Below are 15,447 nucleotides of genomic sequence, written 5' to 3'. Positions count from 1 at the left end.
GCCCAGGTCACGCGCCGCGACCGCGGTCCGGCGAGCTCGATCAGAGCGGTGCCCTCGTCGGCCGCCCGCTCGACCAGCGTGGCGCCGAGAGCCCGGTACGGCTCGTCCGCCTCCGGGGCGGGCGTGGGGGCGGCAGGCGCGTCCAGCCAGCGCAGCACGGCGCCCGCCACGTCGGCGTCCTCCACCACGAGGTGCCCGGCGCCCTCGAAGCGGTGCACGTCCGCCTGCGGGAGCCGGGTGCGCAGGTCGCGCAGGTAGCGCGCCGAGAACACCGGGTCGCGCGGACCCCACAGGAGCAGCGCGGGGACGTCGAGACCGTTCACGCCGTCGGCGATGCGGTCGAGCTCCGGCCGGCTCGGGTGGTCCGGCCCGGCCGGGATGTCGGTCACGAACCCGCCGATGCCCCCTCGGCGCTCCGCCGTCCGGTAGGGCGCGCGAAAGGCGTCGGCGACGGCCGGGTCGAGCCGGGGGTGCGCCAGCGCGAGCGTCGTCTCCAGGAACGCCGGCGTCGTCACCGTGCCCACCGGCAGGACGCCCGGCGCGGTCGCCACCCGCAGCGCGCCCGGCAGGGGGTCGTCGGCGTCGTGGTGGACGGCCGTGTTGGTCAGCACGATCCCCGCGAGCAGGTCCGGGTGGTCCAGCGCCCAGCCGAGGCTCACGACGCCGCCCCAGTCGTGCCCCACGGTGACCACCGGTCCGGCCAGGCCGAGCTGGTCGGTCAGCGCGCCGAGCTCGGCCACCCGGTCGGGTAGCCGGTGCTGCTCGCCCGAGCGCTCGGAGAATCCCATCTCCAGCTGGTCGACCGCGATCACGCGCCACGGCCGGTCACCCCGGACACCCGCGGCCACGAGGCGCCGCCACAGGAACGACCACGTCGGGTTGCCGTGCACGCACAGCAGCGTCCCCACCGGCTCGACCTGCAGGGACGGCTCGTTGTCCAGCAGGTGCCACGACCGCGCGCCCACCCGGACCACGCGTGACCAGCGCGGATCGATCCCCCCGGCCGCGAGGACCTCCGCGGGCGGGCGCGTCGCCGCGGTCACCAGACGATCTCGGCCATGGCGGTGTGCAGGCCGGAGCCGACGCCCATGCACAGCACGCGGTCACCGGTGCGCAGCGAGTCGGCCTGCTCGGCCAGCGTCATCGGCAGCGCGGCGGGCCCGACGTTGCCCCACCGCGGGAAGGTGGTGGGCACCTTGGCGGCGTCCAGGCCGAGCGCCTCGACCACCGAGCGGGTGTGCACCGAGGAGACCTGGTGGGTGACGATCCGGTCGACACCCGCCCAGTCCCACTCGGGCTGCGCCTCGTTCCAGGCGTCCACGACGAGCTCCAGGCCACCGGCGAGGAGGCCCGCGGGATCGGTCCTCATCCCGTCGACCCCGCCGACGCACAGCTCGTGGTGCTGGGTGGCCGACCGGGCCACGCCGCCGACCAGCCGGTGCGCCCCGGGGTGCAGGTGGGCCGGGCCCAGCACGGCCGCCGCGGCACCGGCGCCCAGCGTGAGGGTGGCGAACTCCTGCAGGAACTGCTCGCGCGTGGAGTCGGGCGCGGTCAGCCGCTCGATCGTGGCCTCCTGCGTGGGCCGCGGGTCCTCGCCGTTGACGATCACGGCGTACCGGATCTGGCCGGAGTCGATGAGCTGGGCGGCGAGCGTCATGCCGTTGACGAAGCCGAGGCACGCGTTGGTCAGGTCGAAGTTGAGTGCGCTCGACGGCAGGGACAGTCCCGCGTGGATGCGGGAGGCCACCGACGGCTCCAGGAACGTCCGGGTGACCGAGGTGTTGATCAGCAGCCCGACGTCGCCGGCGTCGATGCCGGCCTCGGCGAGGGCCTTGGCACCGGCAGCCGTCGCGGCGTCGTCGAACGTCATCTCCTCGTCCCACCACCGCCGCTCGTGCACCCCGGCCACCCGGGCCAGGAGGCCGCGCGGGAGCCGGAGGCGCTCCAGGGTCGGGGCGAGCCGCTCGTCGAAGACGGTCGAGGGGACCACGACCGGCGCCTCGATGCCGACGACGGCGAGGAGCGCGACATCGCGGTGGCGGAACGTCGCGTTGCCTGTCACAGGCTGTCCTCTCGACGGGGGCTGGGGTCGCAGGCTCGCCCGGCGGCGCGCACAGTCTCGGAGCTGGTCAGAATCGGGCCCGCACCGCCTCGCCGTGCGCGGGGAGCCCCTCGGCGTCGGCCAGGGCGACGATCTTGTCCGCGACCTCGGCGAGCGCGTCGGCGTCGTACTCGATGACCTGCACGGCGCGCAGGAACGAGTGCACCCCGAGGCCGCTGGCGAAGTGGGCGCAGCCACCCGTCGGGAGCACGTGGTTGGACCCCGCCATGTAGTCGCCGAGCGAGACCGGGGAGAACGCGCCGACGAAGATCGCCCCGGCGCTGGTCACCCGCTCGGCCAGGGCGGCCGCGTCGACGGTCTGGATCTCCAGGTGCTCGGCACCGTAGGCGTTGACCACCTCGAGGCCCTGCTCCAGGTCGTCGACGAGCACGATCGCGGACTGCTCACCCCGCAGCGCCGTCATCACGCGGTTGCGGTGCATCGTGGCGTCCACGCGGTCGACCAGCTTCGCCTCGACCGCGCCGGCGAGCTCGACCGACGGCGTCACCAGCACGGCGGCCGCGAGCGGGTCGTGCTCCGCCTGCGAGACCAGGTCGGCCGCGACGTGCGTCGCGTCGGCCGTGCCGTCGGCCAGGATCGCGATCTCGGTCGGACCGGCCTCGGCATCGATCCCGACGATCCCGCGCACCAGCCGCTTGGCGGCGGCGACGTAGACGTTGCCGGGGCCGGTCACCACGTCGACCGGCTCGCAGAGCGTGTCCCCGTCGACGTCGTCGCTGCCGGCGGCGCCGTACGCGAACATCGCCACCGCCTGGGCACCGCCGACCGCGTACACCTCGTCGATGCCCAGCAGCGCGCACGTTGCCAGGACCACCGGGTCGGGCAGACCTCCCTGGTCCTTCTGCGGCGGCGACGCCACCGCGAGCGAGCCGACGCCCGCGGCCTGGGCGGCCACCACGTTCATCACCACCGAGGACGGGTACACGGCCAGGCCGCCCGGGACGTAGAGCCCCACGCGCCGCACGGGCACCCAGCGCTGCCGGACCTGGGCGCCGGGGCCCAGCTCCACGGTGAAGTCGGCCGGGCGCTGCGCACCGTGGACCTGACGGACCCGCCGGATGGTCTCCTCGAGCGCCGACCGCACGTCCGGGTCGAGCGCCTCCACGGCGCCCGTGACCACGTCGGAGGGAACCCGCAGGTGCACCGGACGCACGCCGTCGAACCGCTCGGCGAGGTCGCGCAGCTCCGCGGCGCCCCGCGTGCGGACGTCGGCCAGGATGGGCGCGACGACCTCGACGGCGTGCTCGACGTCGACCTCGGCACGGGGAAGCTCCTCGAGGAGCTCGCGGCGCGACAGGGTGCGACCGCGCAGGTCGATGCGGGTGATCACGTTCCCGAGCATAGGACGGACCTCTGCCGGGGGCCTGGCCAGGACCACTGGGCGGGCGTGCGCTGCGCCACACGATCCCCGGGCACGGCAGACTGCTGCCATGACCCAGGTGCCCATCTCCGACGACTCGATCCGGCTCGGCCAGTTCCTCAAGCTCGCCGACCTCGCCGACTCCGGCGCGCACGCGCGGGCCCTGCTGGAGGACGGAGCGGTGACCGTGAACGGCGAGGACGAGACGAGGCGCGGCCGCCAGCTGGTGCGCGGGGACGTGGTCGAGGTGGACCTGCCGACCGGCTACAAGGAGGCCACGGTCGGCTGACGCGTCACGCCTGGCGGTAGTGCGGGAGCGCCGCCGCGAACAGGTCGTCCCACGCCCGCACGGGCCGACCAGACACGTGGTCGTCCAGCTGGTCCAGGGAGGCGTGCCAGCCCCCGCCGTAGCCGCGCGCGGCCGCCTCCTGCAGGTCGAGGTGCTCCAGCACGAGCAGCGCGCCGTCGCCGTCCGCGCGGATGTCGAGGACCACCCGGCTGCGGTCCTCGCCGGGGAACTCCCACCCGAGCACGAGCCGCGAGGGCGCGTCGCACTCGAGGATGTCGCCGACCGCGTTCTCGGGCGCCCCGGCGACGTCCTGGCCCATCCGCAGCTCGTAGCGCCCGCCGACCACCAGGTCGCCGTACACCGGTCCCAGCCAGCGGGCCAGCCGTTGCGGATCCGTCACGCAGCTCCACAGGTCCGCCGGCGTCGTCGCGTACCGCCGCTCGAAGCGGACCGTCACGCCGGTCTCGTGGCGCGTCAGCACGCCCCGCAGGTCAGTCGTCATCGGTGTTCCTCCGCTCCCGCGCCCCACGGGCGACCTCGGTCTCCAACGCGTCGAGGTGCCCGTCCCAGAACCGGCGGACCCGCCGCGCCCAGCGCTCGACGTCGTCCAGCGCCTCCGGCCGCACCGAGTACAGCCGGACGGTGCCGCGCGGCTGCGAGTCGACGACGCCGGCCTCGCGCAGCACCCGCAGGTGTCGCGACGTCGCGGGCTGGCTGACGCCGAACTCGGCGCCGACCGCGGCCGCCAGCTGGCCCGCGCTGCGCTCCCCGTCGGCGAGGAGCTCGACGAGCCGCCGGCGGACCGGGTCCCCCAACGCGTCCATGACCTGCATGTGCCTATTCTTCCACCTTGTGTTATATAACACAAGAGGTATGAACCGTGCCGGTCAGGACGCCAAGCAGCTGGGCCCGAGCAGCGCCTTGAGGTCCCCGAACAGGGACGGCGACCGCTCGACGCGCAGCCCGTGGTCCAGCCGCATCACGGTGGCCCGGCCCGGGCTGGTCAGCCGGAGGTGCACCTCGGTGACGCCCGGATGGGTGGAGAGCACCTCGCGGAGCCGCTCGACCACCGGCGGCGTGCACCGGGACACCGCCATGGAGACCACCACGGGCGCGTCGGCCGCCTGGGAGACGTCCGGCAGCGACACCTCCATAGCCTGGAGCTGCATCGTCTCGTCGCGCCGGCGCACGCGTCCGCGGATCACGACGACCGCGTCCTCGGCGAGCGCCGTGGAGTACGCCAGGTAGGTCTCGCCGAAGAACATGATCTCGACCGAGGCCTCCATGTCCTCGATGGTGACCGCGGCCCAGGGGTTGCCCTGCTTCGACATCTTGCGCTGCAGCGACGTGATCAGCCCGGCGACGACGACGGTGGAGCCGTCCGGTCGCTGCTCGTCGCCGAGCAGGGTCGCGATCGACACGTCCGCCGCCGCCGCGAGCACGTGCTCGAGCCCGGACAGCGGGTGGTCGGACACGTACAGGCCGAGCATCTCCCGCTCGAACGCCAGCCGCTGCTTCTTGTCCCAGTCGGGCAGGTCCGGCACGACGACCGCGAAGCCCTGTGCCCCGTCGTCGCCGCCCAGGAGGTCCGCGAACAGGTCGAACTGCCCCTCGGCCTCCTTGCGCTTGACGCCGATCACCGAGTCCACCGCTTGCTCGTGCACCAGCAGGAGCGCGCGCCGGGCGTGCCCGAGCGAGTCGAACGCCCCGGCCTTGATGAGCGACTCGATGGTCCGCTTGTTGCAGACCACCGCCGGCACCTTGTCCAGGAAGTCGGTGAAGGACGTGAACGCGCCCTTGGCCTCTCGCGCCCGCACGATCGCGTCCACCACGTTGGCGCCCACGTTGCGGATGGCCGTCAGACCGAACCGGATGTCCTTGCCGACGGCGGTGAAGTTGGCCGACGAGGAGTTGACGTCCGGCGCGAGCACCGTGATGCCCATGTGCCGGCACTCACCCAGGTACAGCGCCGACTTGTCCTTGTCGTCGCGCACGCTGGTGAGCAGTCCGGCCATGTACTCGGTCGGGTAGTTCGCCTTGAGGAACGCGGTCCAGTAGGAGATGACGCCGTACGCGGCGGAGTGTGCCTTGTTGAACGCGTACCCGGCGAAGGGCACCAGCACGTCCCAGACGGCCTGGATGGACGCGTCCGAGTAGCCGCGCTCGCGCATGCCGGCCTGGAACGGGACGAACTCCTTGTCCAGGACCTCCTTCTTCTTCTTGCCCATGGCGCGGCGCAGCAGGTCGGCCTGGCCGAGGGTGTAGCCGGCCAGCTTCTGCGCGGCGCGCTGCACCTGCTCCTGGTAGACGATCAGGCCGTGGGTGATGCCCACGACCTCCTCGAGCGGCGCCTCGAGCTCGGGGTGGATGGGCTCCACCTTCTGCAGGCCGTTCTTGCGCAGCGCGTAGTTGATGTGGGAGTTCATCCCCATCGGGCCCGGGCGGTACAGCGCGATGACGGCCGAGATGTCCTCGAAGTTGTCGGGGCGCATCTGGCGCAGCAGCGAGCGCATCGGACCGCCGTCGAGCTGGAACACCCCGAGCGTGTCGCCGCGGCCGAGCAGCTCGTACGTCGCCGGGTCGTCGAGCGCGACCTCCTCGATCTTGATGGCCGGCTTGCCGTTCATCACGATGTTCTCGAGCGCGTCGTCGAGGATCGTGAGGTTGCGCAGGCCGAGGAAGTCCATCTTGATCAGGCCCAGGGCCTCGGACCCCGGCTGGTCGAACTGCGTGATGATCGCGCCGTCCTGCGGGCGCCGCATGATCGGGACGATGTCCAGCAGCGGCTCGCTCGACATGATCACGCCGGCCGCGTGCACACCCCACTGCCGCTTGAGGTTCTCCAGGCCGCGCGCGGTCTCCAGCACCCGCTGCGCCTCGGGGTCGGCCTGGACCACCTGGCGGAACTCGTCCGCCTCCGCGTACCGGGAGTCCTGCGGGTTGTAGATGCCGGACAGCGTGATGTCCTTGCCCATCACCGCGGGCGGCATCGCCTTGGTGAGCTTCTCCCCCATCGCGAACGGGAAGCCCAGCACCCGCGAGGCGTCCTTGAGCGCCTGCTTGGCCTTGATCGTGCCGTACGTGACGATCTGGGCGACCCGGTCCTCGCCGTACTTGTCCGTCACGTACCGGATGACCTCGCCGCGCCGGCGCTCGTCGAAGTCGACGTCGACGTCGGGCCAGGACACGCGCTCGGGGTTGAGGAACCGCTCGAAGATCAGCCCGTGCTCCAGCGGGTCCAGCTCGGTGATGCCCATCGCGTACGACGCCATCGAGCCGGCGGCGGACCCACGGCCGGGTCCGACGCGGATGCCCTGGTCCTTGGCCCAGTTGATGAAGTCGGCGACGACGAGGAAGTACCCGGAGAAGCCCAGCTGCGTGATGACGCCGGTCTCGTACTCGGCCTGGGTGCGCACGTCCGACGGGATCGTCCCGTGGTACCGCCGCTGCAGGCCGGTCTCGACCTCCTTGATGAACCAGGAGTCCTCGCTCTCCCCCGTCGGGACGGGGAAGTTCGGCATGAAGTTGGCGTCGGTGCTGAACTCCACCTCGCACTGCTCCGCGATGAGCACCGTGTTGTCGCACGCCTCCGGGATCTCCGACCAGGTGCGCCGCATCTCCTCGGCCGACTTCAGGTAGAACTGGTCGGTGTCGAACTTGAACCGGTCGGGGTCGGCCAGGGTCGAGCCCGACTGGACGCACAGCAGCACCTCGTGCGCGTGGCTGTCCTCGTGCTTGGTGTAGTGCAGGTCGTTGGTGGCGACGACGGGGGCGCCGATCGCCTCGGCCAGGCGGCGCAGGTCCTTGATGACCCGCGTCTCGATCTCGAGCCCGTGGTCCATCAGCTCGACGTAGTAGTTCTCCTTGCCGAAGATGTCCTGCAGCTCCCCGGCGGCGCGCACGGCATCGTCGAACTGGCCGAGCCGGATGCGCGTCTGCACCTCGCCCGACGGGCAGCCCGTGGTGCCGATGAGGCCGTCGCTGTAGGTGGTCAGCAGCTCGCGGTCCATGCGGGGCCACTTGCCCATCTGGCCCTCGAGCGAGGCCAGCGACGACATCCGGAACAGGTTGTGCATGCCCTTGGTGGACTTCGCCAGCAGAGTCATGTGCGTGTACGCGCCGCGGGCGGAGACGTCGTCGGACGCCTGGTGCGCCTCGCCCCAGCGGACGCGGTTCTGGTCGAAGCGGCTGGTGCCCGGCGTGACGTAGGCCTCGACGCCGATGATCGGCTTGATCCCGTGGCTCTTGGCCTTCTGCCAGAAGTCGAACGCCCCGAACAGGTACCCGTGGTCCGTGATGGCGACAGCCGTCTGACCGAGCCGGTTGGCCTCCGTGAACAGGTCGTCCAGGCGTGCCGCGCCGTCGAGCATCGAGTACTCGGTGTGCACGTGGAGGTGGACGAAGTCGGAGCCCCCAGCTGATGCCATGCGGGCGATCCTACGTCGCCGGTCGGACACTCCCGGGCCGCCACCCCGCCGCTCCGGCGGGGTGCGCGGCGTGTCGCGCCGGCGACGTGTCGCGGGTCACCGGCGAGCCCGTCCCGGTGCTACGCGTAGCCGTCCTGCAGCACGGCCAGCGACCGCGCCAGGTCCTCCGGGTACTCGCTGGTCAGCTCCAGCCAGTCGCCGGTGCTCGGGTGGTGGAACCCGAGGCGCATGGCGTGCAGCCACTGCCGCGTCAGGCCCACCCGCGCGGCGAGCGACGGGTCCGCCCCGTACGTGAGGTCCCCGACGCAGGGGTGCCGCGTCGCCGCGAAGTGCACGCGGATCTGGTGGGTGCGACCGGTCTCGAGGTGCACCTCGACCAGCGACGCGGCGGGCAGCATCTCGAGCACCTCGTAGTGCGTGATCGACGGCTTCCCGTCCGCCACCACGGCGAACTTCCAGTCCGAGCTGGGATGCCGGCCGATCGGGGCGTCGATGGTGCCGGCCGTCGGCTCCGGGTGGCCCTGCACGAGCGCGTGGTAGACCTTCTCGACCGTGCGCTCCTTGAACGCCCGCTTGAGCACGGTGTACGCCTGCTCGCTCTTGGCGACGACCATCAGCCCCGACGTCCCGACGTCCAGCCGGTGCACGATGCCCTGCCGCTCGGCGGACCCGGACGTCGAGATGCGGTAGCCGACGGCCATCAGCGCGCCGACGACGGTGGGACCGGTCCAGCCCGGTGACGGGTGCGCGGCGACCCCGACCGGCTTGTCGACCACCACGACGTCGTCGTCGTCGTAGACGATCCGCATGCCCGGCACGGGCTCGGCGACGATCTCGATCGTCGCCGCGGGGACCACGTCGGGGATCTCCACCTCGAGCCAGCCGCCCGCCGACAGCCGGTCGGACTTGCCCAGCTCCTTGCCGTCGAGGTGGACGCCGCCGGCCTCGGCGATCTCGGCCGCGCGGGTGCGCGACAGGCCCAGCAGCCGGGACAGGGCCGCGTCCACCCGCTCGCCGACCAGCCCGTCGGGCACGGGCATCGCGCGCGTGTCAGGCATGGTGCTCGGTCGCCGGTGCGGTGACGTCGGAGCGGGCGTCCGGGCCGGCAGCAGCGTCAGCGGGTTCGTCGTCGTCGTCCTCGTCCGCGTGGTCGCGCGTCCCGTCCAGGTGCACCCCGGTGGCCGCGAGCAGCACGACCAGGACGGCCGCGCCCACGATCGCGACGTCCGCGACGTTGCCCACGAACCAGTCGCCGTAGGCGATGAAGTCGACGACCTCCCCGCGCGCCACCCCGGGCTCCCGGACCAGCCGGTCCACCAGGTTCCCGAGCGCACCGCCCAGCAGCAGACCGAGGGCGAGCGCCCAGGCGCGCGACCCGATCCGCCGGCTCGCGCGGACGACCACGACCACCACGACCACCGCGACCACCGTGAGCAGCCAGGTCATCCCCGTGGCGATGGACAGCGCCGCGCCGGGGTTGAACACGAGCTGGAACCCGAGCAGGTCACCCACCAGGCTGCGGCGTTCGCCCTCCACCAGCGCGCCGACCGCCCACGCCTTGGTCAGCTGGTCGAGGACGAGCACGACGGCCGTCAGGGAGAACAGGCCGACCAGCAGCGCACGTCGACGCGGAGCGGTCGAGGGCGCGTCAGGCTGGACGTCCGGGGTGGTGGGCACCGCAGGAGTCTACGTGCGCGTCAGCGACGCTCCTCGCGCTGCTTGCACTCCACGCAGAGCGTCGCGCGGGGGAACGCCTGCAGGCGCGCCTTGCCCACCGCCTTGCCGCACGACTCGCAGGTGGCGAACGTGCCGGCCGAGATGCGCGCCAGCGAGCGGGTGGTCTGCGCGAGCAGGTCCCGCGTGTTGTTCACGAGCGTGAGCTCCTGCTCGCGCTCGAGCGCGGACGAGCCGGAGTCCGCCTGGTCGTCGCCGGCGCCGTCGCCGGAGTTGCGCAGCAGGTCCGACAGCTCGGCGTCAGCGGCCGCCAGCTCACCGGTGAGCCGGTCGATGTCGCTGGTCAGCTCTTCCGCGATGTCCTTGACCTCCCGGGCGGTCCACGGCTTCTCGCCGTCGCGCACCGGGAAGTGCTTCACCAGCTTCGCCAGCTCCTTGGTGTCCGTGCTGACGTCGACCGCGCTGAGCGCGTCGTTGATGGCCACGAGCGGGCCCCCCTGTCCTCGAAGTCACGCGACTGTATGCGGGCACCGACAGGGACACAACACGCCACGCCGGGTGAAACCCGGCGTGGCGCGCGTGTCATGACGGCCTGACCTGCGGTGATGCAGGACCAATGTGCTCCGGCGGGTGGTCGCCGGAAAGGTGCCTAGAGGTTCTGACCCTCGCCGACCGGCTGGGGCTGGCCGGAGCGGGGCGGCAGTGCGTTGCCCCGGTTGTCCAGGTCACCGAGCAGGTTCTCCAGGTAGCTCTTCAGACGGGTGCGGTAGTCGCGCTCGAACACCCGCAGCTCGTCGATCTTGCGCTCCAGCAGCGACCGCTCCTGCTCGAGCTGACCGAGCGTGCGCTGCGACGTCTCCTCGGCCTCGCGGACGATGCGGTTCGCCTGGCTCTTGGCCTCGCCGACCAGACGGTCGGACTCCTCCTGGCCGCTGCGCACGTAGTCGTCGTGCAGCTTCTGCGCCAGCGCCAGCATGCCGGTGGCGGACTCGGGCTCGCTGGTGCGCGGCGCGTTCTGCACCGGGGCGACGATCGGCGCCGGCTGGGCCACCGGGGCTGCCACCACGGGGGCGGGCGCCGGGATCGGCTCGGGGGCGACCTCGGGCTTCGGGGCGGGCGCGGCCTGCTGGGCACCAGCGCGGCTCAGCTCGGCGATCCGGCGCTCGGCCACCGCCAGCTTCGTCTTGAGGTCGTCGTTCTCACCCTGCAGGTCGCGCAGCGTGTTGACGACCTCGTCCAGGAAGTCGTCGACCTCGTCCTGGTCGTAGCCCTCGCGGAACTTCGTGGCCTGGAACTTCTTGTTCAAGACCTCGTCTGCGGTCAGCAGAGCCATCGTCATCACCTCAGTCGGTAGTGCTCGGTCGGGCCGGCGGCAGTCCACCGACCGCCTCGGGCCACGGTAGCGGAGAATGCGGTGCTCGCACGCCCTCGCGACACGTGCGCGGACACCGCGGTGGTCGGCTCAGATGCTGCCGAGCACCGACATCAGGATCGAACAGCTCAGGATGAGCACCAGGAAAGCGAGGTCCAGGCGGATGGATCCGATGGTCAACGGGGGCAGCACCCGGCGCAGCGCCTTGAGGGGTGGATCGGTCACCGAGTAGGTGATCTCGGCGATCACCAGGGCGATCCCGGACGGGTGCCAGTCGCGCGCGAAGAACTGCACCCAGTCCAGCACGAGCCGGACCAGGAGCAGCAGGAAGAACGCGAGGACGACGTAGAACAGCAGTGCCGCGACGAGTTGCACGCGTCAGCTCTGGTTGTAGAAGCCCGCACGTGCCGGGGGCTCGGCGACGGGGCCGGCGGCCTCTCCGGCCACCTCGACGTGCGCCGGCGAGAGCAGGAACACCTTGCTGGTCACGCGCTCGATCGCGCCGTGCAGGCCGAAGATCAGCCCCGCGGAGAAGTCGACGAGGCGCTTGGCGTCCGCGTCGTCCATGTCCGTGAGGTTCATGATGACCGGGGTGCCCTCGCGGAACGCCTCGCCGATCTTGCGCGCGTCGTTGTATGAGCGCGGGTGGATCGTCGTGATCCGCCGGAGCTCGCCCGGGGCGGGGTGCGACGGCTGTGCGGCCTGCGTGGGCAGCGACGTGCGCGTCGGCCGGTGCAGCGGCGTGACCTGGGCCTCGTACTCCTGCGGCACCGTGACCTCCTGGTCGTCGTACTCGTCGAGGTACTCCTCGTGCTCCGACCGGTCGTCGGCCAGGCCGAGGTACAGCATCGTCTTGCGCAGTGCTCCGGCCATCGCCTTGACTCCCTCCCCGGATCTCTCCGGACCACCCCGAGCCCCGCACCGGACTGGCCGGCGACGATGGGCTCCCTCTGCCGGTCACGCTAGCAACGGGGAGGTTCCGGCCGCGGCGCGACACGCCCGACAACCGCGGCGTTCACGATCGGTGGGCGCCGTCGGGCAGGAGCCGGACCACGCCGGCGAACCGGCCCGTGCGCTGCGCACGCCGGTACGAGAAGAGCATCGGGTCCGTCCAGGTGTCGCGGACGAGGGTCTCGACGCGCGGCACGCCGGCGCGGGCGAGCACCGCCGCGACGCCCGCCGACAGGTCGAGCGAGGGCGTCCCCCACCCCGTGGTGGCGCGCGCCTCGGGCACGACCGCGGCGACCTCGTCCTGCAGCGCCGCCGGCACCTCGTACGACGTCCCAGCGATGGACGGCCCCACCGCGGCCCGGATGCGGCTCACGTCCGCACCCTGACCGACCATCGAGGCCACGGCGGCCTCGACGACGCCGGCCACCAGACCGCGTCGTCCGGCGTGCACCGCGGCGACGACACCCGCGTCGGCGTCGGCCAGGAGCACGGGCACGCAGTCGGCAACCAGGACCGCGACGGCGACCAGCGGCGAGGCGGCCACCAGCGCGTCGGCCTCCCCCACGGTCGCCGCGCCCGCCGCCGGTGGAGCCGTCACGACCACCACGCCGTCGCCGTGCACCTGCCGCACGTAGGCGACCGGCGCACCGGCCCAGCGCTCCAGCAGCGCGCGGTTCCGACCGACCGCGGTCGGCTCGTCGCCCACCGCGTCACCGAGGTTCAGGGCGTCGTACGGCGGCCGGCTCACACCGCCCGCGCGGGTGGTGAAACCCGCACGGACGCCCGCCCCGAGATCGACCTCGACGACCGGCGGGAGGTCGGTCCCGGGCTGTGCGTTCACGGACCGCCTACTTGAGGAAGTCGGGTACGTCCAGCTCGTCGCGGTCCCGCCGGGAGGCCTCCTCGGTGAAGATCCGCGGCACCTCCAGGGCTCCCGTGATCGGGGTGGGCTCAGCCTCGGTGGACAGGAAGGCGGGGACGTCGGGCTGGGCCGGAGCGGCCGCGTGGTTGTGGCTGTACGAGCCGACCGGCACCAGCTGCTCCTCGGGGTCCAGCACCGGGCGCGGGGTCGGCACCTGGGACGTGACCGCGGGCACCTGGCGGGCCGAGTTGCCGCTGACCTGACCGAGCGCCCGGGAGTCGCGGCGGACCGTCGGCGAGCCGGAGTCGAAGCCCGCGGCGATCACCGTGACCCGCACCTCGTCGCCGAGGGCGTCGTCGATGACCGCACCGAAGATGATGTTGGCCTCCGGGTGCGCGGCCTCCTGCACCAGCCGGGCCGCCTCGTTGATCTCGAACAGGCCGAGGTCGGACCCGCCCTGGATGGACAGCAGCACGCCGTGCGCACCGTCGATGCTCGCCTCGAGCAGCGGGGACGAGATCGCCATCTCGGCCGCCTGCACCGCGCGGTCGTCGCCGCGGGCGAAGCCGATCCCCATGAGCGCCGAGCCCGCACCCTGCATCACGGACTTGACGTCCGCGAAGTCGAGGTTGATGAGGCCGGGGGTCGTGATGAGGTCCGTGATGCCCTGGACGCCCGACAGCAGCACCTGGTCGGCCGAGTGGAACGCGTCGAGCACGGAGACCGAGCGGTCCGAGATCTGCAGCAGGCGGTCGTTGGGGATGACGATGAGCGTGTCGACCTCGGCGCGCAGCGCCTCGATGCCCGTGTCCGCCTGGACGGAGCGGCGGCGCCCCTCGAACGTGAACGGGCGCGTGACCACGCCGATGGTCAGGGCGCCGAGCGAGCGGGCGATCCGCGCGACGACGGGCGCGCCGCCCGTACCGGTGCCGCCGCCCTCGCCCGCGGTCACGAACACCATGTCGGCGCCGCGCAGGACGTCCTCGATCTCGTCCTTGTGGTCCTCGGCGGCCTTCTTGCCGACCTCGGGGTCCGCACCCGCACCGAGCCCGCGCGTGAGCTCGCGGCCGACGTCGAGCTTGACGTCCGCGTCCGACATCAGGAGCGCCTGGGCGTCGGTGTTGACGGCGATGAACTCGACACCCTTGAGGCCGACCTCGATCATGCGGTTCACGGCGTTCACGCCGCCGCCGCCGATGCCGACGACCTTGATGACCGCCAGGTAGTTCTGCGGAGCTGCCACGGTGGGTGCCTCTCGTTCTGTGCCGGTCGCGGCCGGAGCCACGGGGTCCGTCCGCGGCCCGCCGGTGCGGCGGGACCCCGTCGGGGTGAAACCTTCACCCTCTACTTGAGGGTTATAGTTATGTCAGATGTGCTGTCAGTGCGTGACGCTAGGTGCCGTCCGCACCGCGATCAACGACCGCGCCGCGCGTGTCGGGATGTGGCGTCGAAGATCGCCCGCCCGCGTCACTTCGTGATGGGCAGCCGGGGCGCCGAGACGTCGATGACCGTCGCGCCGGCCGCGGCGGGCGACGCGCGCAGGGCCGACAGCACGGCGACCTTGAGCGGCGTCTCCTGTGCGCTCCCCCAGTCGACGCGCACGTTGTCGCGCAGGTTCATGGTGACCGTGTCCTGCGTGCGCGCCGAGACACCGCCCACCTGGGCGAGGAGGTCCGCCGGCAGCTGCTGCAGGACGCTCAGCACCGCCGACAGCGTCCGCTTGTCCCCCACCGGCACGTCCACCACGGGCAATCCGTCGGGTGCGGCGTCGACCCGGCCCACCTGCACGCCGTCCATGTCCAGCAGGGCGAACCCGGGCACGCCGCGCGTCGCGGGGTCCTCGTTGCCCGGCTGCTCGGGGACGGCGGCGACCGGCTCCCGCGCGACGAGCACGACCAGCAGACCGCGAGGCCACTCCCGCGTCACGCGCGCCTCCCGGACACCGGGTACGTCGAGCACCTGGTCACGCAGGCGGACGGTGTCCAGGCGAGGCAGCGGGGTGGTCGCCTGCGCGTCGACCACACCGCGCACCTGGTCCACGGCGACCACGGTCCCCGCACCCTCGACCGTGACCTGCGCCGGGTCGAGCGCGAGGACCGGCGAGAAGAACAGCAACCAGCCGAGGGCGACCACGGCGACGGCGGACGACGCGACCACGAGCACCTGGCGACGCGCGAGGTTGCGACGGGCCCGGGCGCGCTCGGCGAACCGCTCGGCCGAGATGGTCGACACCACCGGCGGCGTCACCGGACCGGCGAGCCTGCGTGCGCCTGCGGCGCTGTACGTGGTCACCGCGCGACCGAACGACGCGTCCTGGTCCGCGGGCACGCTCGCCGTCGGGGTGGTCGCGGGCTTGGCAGCCGCTGCCGGGGTCGATGCGCGTGCCGGGG

General features: G+C 72.5%; 16 protein-coding genes. 1 reads left to right on the top strand and 15 read right to left on the bottom strand.

Annotation, left to right across the window (positions count from 1 at the left end; genetic code table 11):
- The 3 genes from RYN42_RS15815 to hisD all read right to left on the bottom strand — a co-directional run.
- Positions 1 to 1,043 (bottom strand): alpha/beta fold hydrolase (locus RYN42_RS15815; protein ID WP_315097745.1); only part of this gene is annotated, 1,043 nt, incomplete at its 3' end.
- Positions 1,040 to 2,062, bottom strand: coding sequence for a 3-oxoacyl-ACP synthase III (locus RYN42_RS15810; protein WP_315097742.1), 1,023 nt, complete (start codon positions 2,060 to 2,062; stop codon positions 1,040 to 1,042). The genes RYN42_RS15810 and RYN42_RS15815, both read right to left, overlap by 4 nt.
- A gap of 67 nt (positions 2,063 to 2,129) precedes the next feature.
- Positions 2,130 to 3,452: a histidinol dehydrogenase gene (gene hisD, locus RYN42_RS15805; RefSeq protein WP_315097740.1), complete on the bottom strand. Its 1,323-nt coding sequence runs from the start codon at positions 3,450 to 3,452 to the stop codon at positions 2,130 to 2,132.
- Between the two features lie 100 nt (positions 3,453 to 3,552).
- Between hisD and RYN42_RS15800 the strand changes: the two genes are divergently transcribed.
- Positions 3,553 to 3,771: an RNA-binding S4 domain-containing protein gene (locus RYN42_RS15800; RefSeq protein WP_175347374.1), complete on the top strand. Its 219-nt coding sequence runs from the start codon at positions 3,553 to 3,555 to the stop codon at positions 3,769 to 3,771.
- A gap of 4 nt (positions 3,772 to 3,775) precedes the next feature.
- Here the strand turns inward: RYN42_RS15800 and RYN42_RS15795 are convergent, their stop codons facing one another.
- The 12 genes from RYN42_RS15795 to RYN42_RS15740 all read right to left on the bottom strand — a co-directional run.
- On the bottom strand, positions 3,776 to 4,273 hold the full coding sequence (locus tag RYN42_RS15795) for an SRPBCC family protein (protein WP_315097736.1): 498 nt from the start codon (positions 4,271 to 4,273) through the stop codon (positions 3,776 to 3,778).
- Positions 4,263 to 4,604: a metalloregulator ArsR/SmtB family transcription factor gene (locus tag RYN42_RS15790; protein WP_315097734.1), complete on the bottom strand. Its 342-nt coding sequence runs from the start codon at positions 4,602 to 4,604 to the stop codon at positions 4,263 to 4,265. The genes RYN42_RS15795 and RYN42_RS15790 overlap by 11 nt, the downstream gene beginning before the upstream one ends.
- A 54-nt stretch (positions 4,605 to 4,658) precedes the next feature.
- Entirely contained in the window at positions 4,659 to 8,198 is a 3,540-nt protein-coding gene (gene dnaE / locus RYN42_RS15785; protein WP_315097732.1) for a DNA polymerase III subunit alpha, read from the bottom strand.
- 119 nt (positions 8,199 to 8,317) lie between these two features.
- The gene (locus RYN42_RS15780; RefSeq protein ID WP_315097730.1) at positions 8,318 to 9,256 is read right to left on the bottom strand and encodes an RluA family pseudouridine synthase; all 939 of its coding nucleotides are present in this window, start codon (positions 9,254 to 9,256) and stop codon (positions 8,318 to 8,320) included.
- Entirely contained in the window at positions 9,249 to 9,875 is a 627-nt protein-coding gene (locus RYN42_RS15775; RefSeq protein ID WP_315097728.1) for a signal peptidase II, read from the bottom strand. The genes RYN42_RS15780 and RYN42_RS15775 overlap by 8 nt, the downstream gene beginning before the upstream one ends.
- Before the next feature lie 20 nt (positions 9,876 to 9,895).
- Positions 9,896 to 10,357: a TraR/DksA family transcriptional regulator gene (locus RYN42_RS15770; protein ID WP_315097726.1), complete on the bottom strand. Its 462-nt coding sequence runs from the start codon at positions 10,355 to 10,357 to the stop codon at positions 9,896 to 9,898.
- 164 nt (positions 10,358 to 10,521) lie between these two features.
- On the bottom strand, positions 10,522 to 11,205 hold the full coding sequence (locus RYN42_RS15765) for a DivIVA domain-containing protein (protein WP_315097724.1): 684 nt from the start codon (positions 11,203 to 11,205) through the stop codon (positions 10,522 to 10,524).
- A gap of 129 nt (positions 11,206 to 11,334) precedes the next feature.
- On the bottom strand, positions 11,335 to 11,619 hold the full coding sequence (locus tag RYN42_RS15760) for a YggT family protein (protein ID WP_315097722.1): 285 nt from the start codon (positions 11,617 to 11,619) through the stop codon (positions 11,335 to 11,337).
- Positions 11,620 to 11,622: 3 nt separating this feature from the next.
- Positions 11,623 to 12,117: a cell division protein SepF gene (locus tag RYN42_RS15755; protein ID WP_315097720.1), complete on the bottom strand. Its 495-nt coding sequence runs from the start codon at positions 12,115 to 12,117 to the stop codon at positions 11,623 to 11,625.
- 142 nt (positions 12,118 to 12,259) lie between these two features.
- Complete coding sequence (gene pgeF, locus RYN42_RS15750) at positions 12,260 to 13,036, bottom strand: peptidoglycan editing factor PgeF (protein ID WP_315097719.1); 777 nt, start codon at positions 13,034 to 13,036, stop codon at positions 12,260 to 12,262.
- A 7-nt stretch (positions 13,037 to 13,043) separates the two neighbouring features.
- A complete protein-coding gene (gene ftsZ / locus RYN42_RS15745) occupies positions 13,044 to 14,300 on the bottom strand; it encodes a cell division protein FtsZ (protein WP_315097717.1) in 1,257 nt (418 codons plus the stop codon).
- Positions 14,301 to 14,524: 224 nt separating this feature from the next.
- Positions 14,525 to 15,447: cell division protein FtsQ/DivIB (locus tag RYN42_RS15740; protein ID WP_315097715.1), on the bottom strand; the 923-nt coding region annotated here is incomplete at its 5' end.

Origin of the sequence: uncultured Cellulomonas sp. (assembly GCF_963527515.1) — a bacterium.
Classification (GTDB): domain Bacteria; phylum Actinomycetota; class Actinomycetes; order Actinomycetales; family Cellulomonadaceae; genus Cellulomonas.
Note: the sequence above shows the minus strand (reverse complement) of the source record. Positions and strands in the feature narration are given on the sequence as shown.

What these genes read in the sequence shown, in the direction of transcription:
- RYN42_RS15790 (WP_315097734.1), bottom strand. Translation starts at nt 4,604, where the DNA reads ATGCAGGTCATGGACGCGTTGGGGGACCCGGTCCGCCGGCGGCTCGTC.
- RYN42_RS15755 (WP_315097720.1), bottom strand. Translation starts at nt 12,117, where the DNA reads ATGGCCGGAGCACTGCGCAAGACGATGCTGTACCTCGGCCTGGCCGAC.
- dnaE (WP_315097732.1), bottom strand. Translation starts at nt 8,198, where the DNA reads ATGGCATCAGCTGGGGGCTCCGACTTCGTCCACCTCCACGTGCACACC.
- RYN42_RS15765 (WP_315097724.1), bottom strand. Translation starts at nt 11,205, where the DNA reads ATGGCTCTGCTGACCGCAGACGAGGTCTTGAACAAGAAGTTCCAGGCC.
- RYN42_RS15780 (WP_315097730.1), bottom strand. Translation starts at nt 9,256, where the DNA reads ATGCCTGACACGCGCGCGATGCCCGTGCCCGACGGGCTGGTCGGCGAG.
- RYN42_RS15800 (WP_175347374.1), top strand. Translation starts at nt 3,553, where the DNA reads ATGACCCAGGTGCCCATCTCCGACGACTCGATCCGGCTCGGCCAGTTC.
- RYN42_RS15795 (WP_315097736.1), bottom strand. Translation starts at nt 4,273, where the DNA reads ATGACGACTGACCTGCGGGGCGTGCTGACGCGCCACGAGACCGGCGTG.